General features: G+C 75.1%; 8 protein-coding genes. 7 read left to right on the top strand and 1 reads right to left on the bottom strand.

What is annotated here, in order from left to right; genetic code table 11:
- Nucleotides 1-307: 307 nt before the first annotated feature.
- The 5 genes from AB0O00_RS19825 (at nt 308) to moeZ (ending at nt 5,907) form a co-directional block, all read left to right on the top strand.
- Nucleotides 308-820, top strand: coding sequence for a hypothetical protein (locus AB0O00_RS19825; protein WP_363653494.1), 513 nt, complete (start codon nt 308-310; stop codon nt 818-820).
- A gap of 159 nt (nt 821-979) precedes the next feature.
- Nucleotides 980-2,266: a glycosyltransferase gene (locus AB0O00_RS19820; protein ID WP_363653492.1), complete on the top strand. Its 1,287-nt coding sequence runs from the start codon at nt 980-982 to the stop codon at nt 2,264-2,266.
- A gap of 612 nt (nt 2,267-2,878) precedes the next feature.
- Nucleotides 2,879-3,373, top strand: coding sequence for a hypothetical protein (locus AB0O00_RS19815; RefSeq protein ID WP_363653490.1), 495 nt, complete (start codon nt 2,879-2,881; stop codon nt 3,371-3,373).
- A gap of 109 nt (nt 3,374-3,482) precedes the next feature.
- On the top strand, nt 3,483-4,484 hold the full coding sequence (locus AB0O00_RS19810) for an NAD-dependent epimerase/dehydratase family protein (RefSeq protein ID WP_363653488.1): 1,002 nt from the start codon (nt 3,483-3,485) through the stop codon (nt 4,482-4,484).
- A 244-nt stretch (nt 4,485-4,728) separates the two neighbouring features.
- Nucleotides 4,729-5,907 (top strand): adenylyltransferase/sulfurtransferase MoeZ, encoded by a 1,179-nt coding sequence (gene moeZ, locus AB0O00_RS19805; RefSeq protein ID WP_363653486.1) that lies wholly within the window; start codon nt 4,729-4,731, stop codon nt 5,905-5,907.
- A gap of 70 nt (nt 5,908-5,977) precedes the next feature.
- Here the strand turns inward: moeZ and AB0O00_RS19800 are convergent, their stop codons facing one another.
- Entirely contained in the window at nt 5,978-8,785 is a 2,808-nt protein-coding gene (locus tag AB0O00_RS19800) for a lysylphosphatidylglycerol synthase transmembrane domain-containing protein (RefSeq protein ID WP_363653484.1), read from the bottom strand.
- A 135-nt stretch (nt 8,786-8,920) separates the two neighbouring features.
- On the opposite strand from AB0O00_RS19800, the gene AB0O00_RS19795 reads away from it, so the two are divergent.
- Both AB0O00_RS19795 and AB0O00_RS19790 read left to right on the top strand, forming a co-directional pair.
- On the top strand, nt 8,921-9,295 hold the full coding sequence (locus tag AB0O00_RS19795) for an MGMT family protein (RefSeq protein ID WP_363653482.1): 375 nt from the start codon (nt 8,921-8,923) through the stop codon (nt 9,293-9,295).
- Nucleotides 9,296-9,399: 104 nt separating this feature from the next.
- Nucleotides 9,400-10,734: UvrD-helicase domain-containing protein (locus AB0O00_RS19790; RefSeq protein ID WP_363653480.1), on the top strand; the 1,335-nt coding region annotated here is incomplete at its 3' end.

The following is a 10,734-nucleotide window of genomic DNA, read 5'->3' as shown; positions in this document are numbered from 1 at the left end:
CGCGTCTCGTGACATCGAAGGCCTGCCGGCCGTCAGGAGGCCAGGGCGCTCACCGCCCGATCCGGGAGGTTCGTCACGCCGGAGGAAGGGGCGGGGGCCTGAGCGGGGCGCCCCGGATCGCCGTGCTGTCGCTGCGGGCTGCGGGGCGCACCCGATCGCGTGGCGGGCAGGATACGGTGCCGGGCGGCGGTGCGGGGGCGGAACGTGTGCGCAATGGCCCGCCGAGTCCGCCTACGCGTCGTCACCCGGTACCAGCCGGGACGGAGGCAAGCAACGGAACCGGTACCGCCCCCTACGCTCCATGGACATGCGCACAACACAGTTGAGCCGTTCCGCTCTCGCCGCGATCCCGGCCGCTGCCGCCGGCCTGCTCCTCTCCGCGGCGCCCGCCCAGGCCGCCGCGCCCCTGCCGCTCACGGCCGTCGTGGACCGGGCGACGACCGCACCGGGCGGCTCGTTCACGCTCACGCTGACGCTTAACAACCCGTACGACACGCCGATCCAGTTCGTCTACCAGAGCGTCCAGCCGACCTACCCGACCACCCTGGAGCCGGGCCTCAAGTTCTCCGCCACCGCGTGCGGCACCCAGACCAACGGGTGCAGCGAGAACGTGCACGGCGGCATCGCCCGCTACAACGTGCCGCTCGCGCCCGGCGCCTCCAGCAGCTTCACCGTGACCTACACCGTCGCCCCCGATTCGGCTTGTGGATCGTCCACCCGGATCGACCTCTACACCTACCTGTACTACGAGTACAACGCCGGCCTGTCCAACAACTCCGGCATCGTCAACATTCCCGGCCCGCAGGTGCCCTGCGCCTGACCGGTCTCCCCGACTCCCTTACCCGTCCCCCGTATGCCCCCGACCCCCGATCCCCCGTCAGGTGCCGGTCACCCCCGTACCGGCACCTGACGGGCTGTTCGCGCGCCCGGGTGTACGCAAGCCCGGCCGTTGTCGGTGGCGGCTGGCAAGCTTCGGTCCATGGCTGAACCGCTGCGCACCGACCCCGCCGACGACCCGCTCGTGCCGATGCCGTACGGCGTGTACACCGCCATCCGGGAGCGCGCCGGAGAGCGGATCGCCCCGCTCGTGGACCGGCTGCTCCGCTCCTCCCTCGCCCTGACCCCGGCCCCCGTCGGCGAGTCCGCCGGCGAGTCTGTCGGTGAGTCCGCCGGCGCACTCGAGGACGCGCCCGCCGCCGGCCTGCTCGGCGGCCCGGCCGCGCTGCCCGCCCTCGTCGCCCGGCACCTGCACGGTGTCCCGTTCGTCGTCACCGAGCACGGGCTGCACCTGCGCGAGCAGTACCTCGGCTACCGCGAGGCGCCCTACCGCTGGCCGGTCCGGGCCCTGCTGCTCGCGTTCTTCCGGGCGCTCACCGAGGAGACGTACCGGCAGGCCGCGATACTGACCCCGGGCAGCGCGCACGACCAGCAGTGGCAGCGCCGCTGCGGGGCCGACCCGGCGCGCACCCGGGTGGTGTACGAGGGCACGCCCGCCGTGACCCGCCCGGCGGCCGGGCCGGAGCCGGCCGCACCGACCCTGACCTGGGCGGGCGCGCTGGAGCCCGGCCGGGACACCGAGCTGATGCTGCACGCCTTCGCCCGCGTGCGGGCCGAACTCCCGGACGCCCGGCTCGTCGTCCACGGCGAGGAGACGCGGCCCGGCTACCTCGCGCACTGCACGGCGCTGGCCGAACGGCTCGGGATCACGGCGGCGGTGGACTTCGCCGGACGGCCCGGCTCGCTCGCCGAGGCCTGGGAGAGCGGCACGGTGGCCGTGTTCTCCGCGCTCGCCCAGCGCCGGCCGCGGCTGCTCGCGGACGCCATGCTGAGCGGCCGGGCGGTCGTGTCGACCGACGTCGGGGTGGCCCGCGAGGTGGTCGGGCCGACCGGGCTGCTGGTGCCCCCGCGCGACCCGAGCGCCCTGGCCGGCGCCTGCCTGGCGCTGCTGCGCGACGAGGAGCGGCGCTCGCGGCTCGGGGTCGCCGGACGGCTGAGGGCGCAGGAACGCTTCGCCGTCGAACCGGTGATCGGCGCCTTCCGGGAGATCTACCTGGAGCTCGTCTCGCAGTTCCCGGCCTTCCCCGACGGCGGGGGCGGCGGCGCGCCGGGCGAGCGGCCCCGCCCGTTCGCCCGGCCCGCCGAGTTCTGGCTGCGCGGCGGCGCGGACGGAGCGGCCTCCAGGCGCACCCCGGACGAGGCGGCCGACGCCGACGAGGGCGACGACGGCGCGCAGGAACGCCCCGGCGCCCTCGCGGAGGCGGTCTGATGTCCGCGGGCGGCGCGGCGGCCGGCGGTGGCGGTCGGCCCTCCGGCGATCCGGTGCGCGAGGTGATGGCCGAGCACCGGGCGCTGTGCGAGCGCGCCGTCGACCCGCTGGAGATCGCCGCCGGCCTGGAGGAGGCGGGCCTCGGCCCCGAGGCGGCGGCCCGCTGCCGGCACGCCGACCTGTTCTCGCTGGCCGACGAGCTGTACGCGCGCGTGCCGCGCGGGGTGGTCTCGGGCAAGCCGCAGCCCCCGCGCCGGGAGTGCGGCGCCGCCGCCCGGGCCACGCTCACCGCCGCCGCCCTGGCGGCGCTGCCGTGCGCGGCGGTGGCCTGGTTCGGGGCGCGCTGGCCGGTGCTGCTGACCGCCGCCGTGCCGCTCGTGCTGGTCCCCGTCCTCGCCGCGGACCCCCCGGCAGGACCGCCCCGCCCGCCGTTCGCCGGCCCCGCCGCCCCCGACGGCCTCGGCCCCGAGCCCGCCCCGCCCGGCACCGGCACCCGCTGGCGCCCCGCCGCCCTCGCCCACGGGCTCGGCCTGGCGGCCCTCCTGCTGCTGCCTTCCGCGCTGCCCGGCGGGGACCGCCCCGCTGACCATCGCCCTGGCGCTCGCGGCCGCCGTGTCCGCCGGGTCGGCCGAGCGGGCGGCCCGCTGGTACCGCCAGGTCGGTCGCGGCCACCTGGGCGCGGCCGGCACGCTGGCCGAGTTCCGGGCCCGGATGCGGCCGGTGCTGCCCGTAGCGGTGGCCCTGCACCTCGCCGTCCTCGCGGTGCTGACCTTCGCCGCGCTCGCCGTGCTCACCGTCGTCGCCCCGCGCCCCGGGCCGCCCCACGGCGGCGGGCTGCTGCACCTGGCCGCCGAGCGCTCCGGCGCGCTCCCGTGGGCGGCGCAGGGCGTGCTGGGCCTGCTGCTGGTGCTGCCCGCGCTGCTGGCGCGCTGCGGCCGGTGGACCGCCGCCGCGCTGGGCGCGCTCGCGGGCCCCGCTGCCGCCCTGGCGGTGCTCGGGCTCGGCCGCGGCGGCCCGGCGGCGGTGCTGCTCGGCGGCGGCGCCGTCGCGGCGGTGCTGCTCGGGTACGCCTGGGCGGTGCTCGGCCGGGCCGAGGCGCACCGCTGACCCGTACCGCCCCACCCCTGGACCCCGGCCGTCGAACCCGGCCTCCGTACGTCTCCGATTTCAGCCCGCCAGGTCGTCCCCGACCTCGCTTCGTGGAAGGACACCCCCGATGAGGGTGCTGCTGCTGGGTGCCGACGGCTTCATCGGCCGCCGCGTCACCGACCGTCTGCTGCTGGACCAGGAGTTGCAGGTGACGGTGCTCGGCCGGCGCGACTCGGCCGACATCCGCTTCGACCTGACCACCGGCAGCCCGGGCGCGCTGGCGCGCTTCCTGGACGCCGTCGCCCCCCAGGTGGTGATCAACTGCGCGGGCGCCACCTACGGCAGCTCGCGCACCCTGATCCGGGCGAACACGCTGGCCGTCGCCACGGTGTGCGAGGCGATCCGGCGCAGCCGGGAGCCGGCCCGGCTGGTGCACGTCGGCTCGGCGGCCGAGTACGGTCCGGTGCCCGGCGGGGTGCCGGTGTCGGAGCAGGCCGAGCCGCGGCCGGTCGGCCCGTACGGGGTGTCCAAGCTGGCCGGGACGGAGCTGGTGCTGGCCTCCGGCCTGGACGCGGCGGTGCTGCGGGTGTTCGACGTGGTGGGTCCGGGGGCGCCGACCGCCTCGCTGTTCGGACGGCTCGCGGAGGGGCTGCGCCGGGCGCTGGAGCGCGACGAGTCGCAGGTGCGGATGCCGGACCTGTCCGGATACCGGGATTTCGTGGACGTGCGGGACGTCGCGCGGGCGATCCAGGCGGCGGCGGTGTCGGCCGCGACCGGGGTGATCAACATCGGCAGCGGGCACGCCGTCCGGGCCCGGGACGCGGCCCAGCTGCTGGTGCGGGCGGCGGGCTTCGAGGGGTCCGTCGTGGAGGAGAACCGGCAGGTCCTGCTGCCCGCGCAGGCCGTCGCGGCGGGCGGGGACCACCTGCCCGGGCACGGGCCGGGGCCGTATCTTCCGGGGCACCGCCCGGAGGGCCCGCGGGCCGAGGGCCGGCCGGCCGCGGGGGAGCCGGTGCCGTGGCGGCAGGCGGACGTGCGCACCGCCAGGGACCGTCTCGGATGGCGGACGCAGGTGCCGCTGGAGGAGTCGCTCGGGGACGTCTGGCTGGAGACGGCCTGCCGGGTCTGAGCGGAGCGGGCGGCGGCCCGGCGGGCGCGTGCGGCCCGCTGGGAGGGGGTCGGGGCGGCGTCCGGGGACCCGTGCGGCGGGGTCCACGATCCGACGCCGCCCGTCTCGCCCATCGGACGGGCTGTCTCGGAATACCGGAGGGGCGTGACACTGTTGGCGTAGCAGAGCCACCTGAGTGGCGGAGCAACATGCCCACAGACAGGCTGGCCCCGGCCACCTGAAACCGACGACCATCGGAGTTTCCGTGTCGCTGCCACCCCTGGTCGAGCCGGCCGACGAGCTCACCGTTGACGAGGTCCGCAGGTATTCGCGCCACCTGATCATCCCCGACGTGGGCATGGCCGGGCAGAAGCGGCTGAAGAACGCCAGGGTGCTGTGCGTGGGCGCCGGCGGCCTCGGCTCGCCCGCGCTCATGTACCTCGCCGCGGCCGGTGTGGGCACCCTCGGCATCGTCGAGTTCGACGTGGTCGACGAGTCGAACCTGCAGCGCCAGATCATCCACGGCCAGTCCGACATCGGCCGCTCCAAGGCGGAGTCGGCGCGCGACTCGGTCAAGGAGATCAACCCCTACGTCGACGTGATCCTGCACGAGGAGCGCCTCGACAACTCCAACGTCATGGAGATCTTCTCCGGCTACGACCTGATCGTGGACGGCACCGACAACTTCGCCACCCGCTACCTGGTGAACGACGCCGCGGTGCTGCTCGGCAAGCCGTACGTGTGGGGCTCGATCTACCGCTTCGACGGCCAGGCCAGCGTGTTCTGGGCCGAGCACGGCCCCTGCTACCGCTGCCTGTACCCGGAGGCGCCGCCGCCGGGCATGGTCCCGTCCTGCGCCGAGGGCGGCGTGCTGGGCGTGCTGTGCGCGTCGATCGGCTCGATCCAGGTGACCGAGGCCATCAAGCTGCTGGCCGGCGTGGGCGACCCGCTGGTCGGCCGGCTGATGATCTACGACGCCCTGGAGATGAACTACCGCCAGGTGAAGGTCCGCAAGGACCCGAACTGCGCGGTCTGCAGCGAGAACGCGACGGTCACCGAGCTGATCGACTACGAGGCCTTCTGCGGCGTCGTGTCGGAGGAGGCGCAGGCCGCCGCCGCCGGTTCGACGATCACCTCGAAGCAGCTGAAGGAGTGGCAGGACGAGAAGGAGGACATCTTCCTGATCGACGTCCGCGAGCCCGGCGAGTACGAGATCGTCAGCATCCCCGGCGCGGTGCTGATCCCGAAGAACGAGTTCCTCATGGGCGACGCCCTGGAGAAGCTGCCGCAGGACAAGAAGATCGTGCTGCACTGCAAGTCGGGCGTGCGCTCGGCCGAGGTGCTGGCCGTGGTCAAGGCGGCGGGCTTCTCGAACGCCGTGCACCTCGGCGGCGGCGTGCTCGGCTGGGTGAACCAGATCGAGCCGCACAAGCCGGTCTACTAGGCCGCCCGGCACGTACACAGGAGGGCCCCATCGCTCGGCGGTGGGGCCCTCCGTCGTCTGTGCGGCGTCGTCAGAGCGCGTGCTTGCGCTGGAGCACGTTGTAGGCGATCCAGCCGGGCAGCACCGGCAGCCAGAAGGTGAGCGCCCGGTAGAGGAACACCGCCGGGGTGGCGACGGCGGGGGAGACGTCGGCGACGGTGAGCGCGCCGATCAGGGCGACCTCGACCGGGCCGATGCCGCCCGGGGTGGGGATCGCGGAGCCGGCCGCGTTGGCGGTCAGGAAGACGACCGCGACGGCCGAGAAGCTGACGTTGCCGCCGAAGGCCTGCACGGAGGCGTCCAGGCAGGCGGTGAACGAGAGCGTCAGCAGCAGGATCCCGCCGAAGCCGGTGACCAGCTTGCTGGGCGTCTGCATCAGGTCGAGCATGCGCGGCACGACGCCGAAGAACAGCGAGCGCAGCCGGCCGAGCACGAAGCGGCGCAGCGGGGCGACGGCGGCCACGACGAGGGCGAGCACGGCGGCGGTCAGCACACCGATGATCACCGCGCGGGAGGCGGAGAGGTCGCCGTTGGTCTGGCTGCCGGTGATCAGGCCGAAGCTGAACAGCAGCAGCAGGTGCCCGGCCAGGCCCGCCAGCTGCGAGGCGCCGACCGAGGCGACCGCCTGGCCGGAGCGGATGCCGGCCTTCTGCAGGTAGCGGGTGTTGAGCGCGATGCCGCCGATCGCGGCGGGGGCGACGAGCTTGACGAAGGAGCCGGCCAGCTGGGCGGCCACGGTGCGGCGGAACGGCAGCTTCTCGGGCACGAAGCCGGTCAGGCTCATCGCCGCGGCGACGTAGCTGAAGGCCGCTGCCGCGAGGGCCGCCGCGGCCCAGGCCCAGTTCATCTGGGAGAGCTTGAGCTGGGCGGGCTTGATGGTGGTGAGCGCCAGGTAGGCGGCGAAGGTGAGCGCGATCACCATGATCAGGCTCTTGGGCTTCAGCCGCTCCAGCTTGGCGGGCTCCATCGGGGCCTCGGGGGCGATCTGGAGGATCTGGCCGCGGATGCGGCTGAGCAGGTCCTCGCCGGCCGCCGCGATGTCCTCCTCGGCCTGCTGCTGGGTGCGCTCGCCGGCCGCGACCTGCTCCAGGGCCTTGGCCCGGGCGGCGGTCTTGCGCTCCTTGGAGAGCCTGGCGAGGTCGATCCGGGTGGAGCGGGAGAGGCCGACGGGCTGCAGCAGCGGCAGGGCCTGGGCGACCCGCTCGGCGCCGAGCACGGCGTTGGCGACGGAGACGGCGCGCTCGGGGCCGATCCGCAGCGCGAAGGTGGTGACCAGCTGGGCGACGTCGATGCGCAGGGTCAGGTCGGTGGCCGCGATGTCGCCGCCGGACAGGTTGACCAGGCAGGCCGTCTTGTCGTCGACGACCAGCAGCGACTCGCCGGTCAGGCGGCGGTGGGCGATCCGGCGCTCGTGCAGGGCGGCCACCGACTCCCACAGCGAGGCCATCACCTGGTCGGTGACCTCGTCGTCGGAGAGCTCGTCCAGGGTGCGGCCCTCGACGTTCTCGTAGACCAGGATCGCGGCGTCCGGGCCGAGCTCGGAGGTGGCGACCAGCTGCGGCGCGCGGGCGCCGGAGGCCGCCGCCGCGTACGCGATGAGGGCCTCCTGCTCCAACGCCTGGCGCAGCGACTGGGGGCTGCGGCGCACGGCCACCGAGCGCAGCCGCAGCCGGCGCCAGGCGCGGTAGAAGAAGCCGGAGGCCTGCTGCTCGCGGTCGATGATGTGGACGTCCAGCGGCGGGCCGTCCTGCTGGGCGACGTAGTAGCGGCGGGTGCCGCCGGGCGCGTCGGGGGCGCGGTGGGCGCTCTCCGGGGTGAAGCCGACCTTGCGCAGGCCGATCATCAGGTGCTGCCCGGTGGGGCGGATGTTGGGGGAGCCGATCGCGTACAGCGTGCCGTAGGCGACGGACCAGCCGATCAGGACGGTGAGCAGCAGCGACAGCGGGGTGGTGTAGCCGCCGAGCAGCTCGGTGATCCCGCTGAAGATCACCACCACCCACAGGGCGACCCGCCACCGTGGCCGGCTCGACATGCCGACCGCGGTCATGTAGGCGATCACCGGCGCCAGATAGCCGTGGACGGGGTCGGTCAGGGCGCCGTTGCTGTCCATCGGGAGCCTGGTCAGGGCGTCCCTGATGTGCTCGGAGGCGCCCTCGGCGACCCACCAGTCGATGCCCAGCGAGACGCCGTAGGCGAGCACCGAGGCGAGGACGCCGTCGGCGACCCGCAGGCCGTCGCGTTTGATCAGCCGCTCGACCGCGAAGGCCAGCGGCACGGCGAGCACCGCGACGCTGGAGAGCAGGCCGGTGATCGTCGACAGCACGGCGGAGAAGCGCGGCGCGTTGGTCGCGATGTCCTGCTCGATGCCGGTGGTGGTCGAGGTCGCGACGCCGGCCAGGACGAAGACGGCGACTATCCCGAGGACGCCGGCGAGGAAGCGCAAGAGGTCGGTCGGGCGGTGCGCGCGGGCGGCGAGCAGCGGCTCGTCGACGTCCAGGTGCGGGGTGTCGTCCAGCGGGTCGTGGAAGGCCGCGAGCGCGCGCCCGGCGGCCGACGCGGCGGGCGCGGGCTCGGGGGCGGGCACCGGCTCGGGGACGGCCTGCGGCGCGGCCGGGCCCGCGGGACGCGCACCCGCCTCGGGGGCCCGGGCGGGCTCGGGCAGCGGCACGGTCGGGGTCTGGGCTGGGCCGGTCGGCTGGGGGGTCTTGATCGTGCGGTCCTTGATCAGGGAGACTTCCGGCGTGGGCCCGGGAGCGGGCTCACCGCCGGGACCTGGGGGCATGCGGGCGGCGGACTCGTCGGAGTCCTCGTGCGCGCCCACGTCTGCCGTCCCGGTCATCTGGTCTTGTCCTCGTATCACCACTCACCGCCCCGGAAGATGGTGGCATGCCCCGGCCCCCCGTGCTGGACAGGGGCCGGATCGGGCGCGGCGGATCGTTCGTACGGGGCTCCGCACACGCCCCTGTAAGGAAGGATGCCGCAGGTGACGGACGCTGACGACGACGGCCTCCCGGCGGACCTGCCGCCCTTCGCCGAACTGGTTCTCGACCTGACCGAGCGGATTCCACCCGGCCGGGTGATGACCTACGGGGACGTTGCCGAGTACCTCGGCCAGGGCGGTCCGCGCCAGGTCGGACGGGTCATGGCGCTGTACGGCGGCTCGGTGCCCTGGTGGCGGGTGATCCGCGCCGACGGGCGGTTCCTGCCCGGCCACGAGCAGCGCGCCCTCGCCCACTACGGCGAGGAGGGCACCCCGCTGCGGGAGCTCGCCGACCCGCCGCGGGTGGACCTCAAGCGGGCCCGGTGGGACGGTACCCAGCCGCGTCCGATCCCGCACGAGATGGCCTGAATCCGGGACGCGGACGGGATTGACGGGGCAGGATCGTAGGCTCGATGCGGGCGGGCCCACGCGGCCCGCCCCGGCCATGCCCCTGTTCGACCCCAGGATCTTCCGTGAGTACCCCCTACCGGCTCGTGCGCAGCCCGCTCGTCCAGCCCGCACCGCCCGTGCTGGACGAGTACCAGCGCGCCGTGGTCGAGCACCCCGGCGGGCCGCTGCTGGTGCTCGCCGGGCCGGGCACCGGCAAGACGACCACGCTCGTCGAGGCCGTCGCCCGGCGCATCGAGCGCGGCACCGACCCGGAGCGGATCCTGGTCCTCACCTTCAGCCGCAAGGCCGCCATGGAGCTGCGCGACCGGATGTCCGGCCGCCTCGGCACCTCCACCCCCGCCCCGCAGGCCACTACCTTCCATTCCTTCTGCTACGCCCTCCTGCGGGCGAACCAGGACCCGGCCGACTACGCCGAACCGCTGCGCCTGCTGTCCGGCCCCGAGCAGGACGTCATGGTCCGCGAACTGCTCGCCGGCGGCGCCGAGGACGCCCGCCTCGGCAGCTCCCGCATCCCGTGGCCGCTGGACCTGCGGGCCTGCCTGACCACCCGCGGCTTCGCCGACGAGGTCCGCGCCGTCCTCGCCCGCAGCCGCGAGCTCGGCCTCGGCGAGGCCGAGCTCGAACGCTTCGCCCAGGGCGTCCAGCGCCCCGACTGGGCCGCCGCCGCCCACTTCCTCGCCGACTACCTCGACGTCCTCGACCTGCGCGGCGTCCTCGACTACGCCGAGCTCGTCCACCGCGCCGTCCTGCTCGCCGAACGCCCGGAGGTCGCCGAGGACCTGCGCGCTCGCTACGACGTCGTCTTCGTCGACGAGTACCAGGACACCGACCCCTCCCAGGTCCGGCTGCTGCGCCGGCTCGCCGGCGGCGGACGCGACCTCGTCGCCGTCGGCGACCCCGACCAGTCGATCTACGCCTTCCGCGGCGCCGACATCAACGGCATCCTCGACTTCCCGCAGACCTTCCGCCGCGCCGACGGCAACCCCGCCGACGTCCGGGTGCTGCGCGTCTCCCGCCGCTCCGGCGCCGTCCTGCTCGCCGCCACCCGCGAAGTCGCCCGCCGCATGCCGATGGGCCGCCTGCCCGCCGACAAGCTCGCCCAGCACCGCGCCCTCCTGCCCTCCCGCGAGGGCGGCCGGGTCGAGGTCTACACCTACCCGACGCCCGGCGCCGAACTCGACTCCGTCGCCGACCTGCTGCGCCGCGCCCACCTGGAGGACGGCGTGCCGTGGGGCGAGATGGCCGTCCTCGTCCGGGCCGGCGCCCGCTCCATACCGGGCGTGCGGCGCGCCCTCGGCGCCGCCGGCGTCCCCCTGGAGATCGACGGCGACGACCTGCCGCTGCGCGAGGAGCCCGCCGTCGCCCAGCTCCTGCTCGCCCTGCGGGTCTGCGCCGAG

It is taken from the genome of Kitasatospora sp. NPDC093558, from assembly GCF_040683475.1.
GTDB lineage: Bacteria > Actinomycetota > Actinomycetes > Streptomycetales > Streptomycetaceae > Kitasatospora.
This window is presented reverse-complemented; position numbering and strand designations above follow the sequence as displayed.

Bases quoted from the DNA above. Each gene is read 5' to 3' on its own strand.
- AB0O00_RS19825 (WP_363653494.1), top strand. From the start codon at position 308: ATGCGCACAACACAGTTGAGCCGTTCCGCTCTCGCCGCGATCCCGGCC.
- AB0O00_RS19820 (WP_363653492.1), top strand. From the start codon at position 980: ATGGCTGAACCGCTGCGCACCGACCCCGCCGACGACCCGCTCGTGCCG.
- AB0O00_RS19810 (WP_363653488.1), top strand. From the start codon at position 3,483: ATGAGGGTGCTGCTGCTGGGTGCCGACGGCTTCATCGGCCGCCGCGTC.
- AB0O00_RS19800 (WP_363653484.1), bottom strand. From the start codon at position 8,785: ATGACCGGGACGGCAGACGTGGGCGCGCACGAGGACTCCGACGAGTCC.
- AB0O00_RS19795 (WP_363653482.1), top strand. From the start codon at position 8,921: ATGCCGCAGGTGACGGACGCTGACGACGACGGCCTCCCGGCGGACCTG.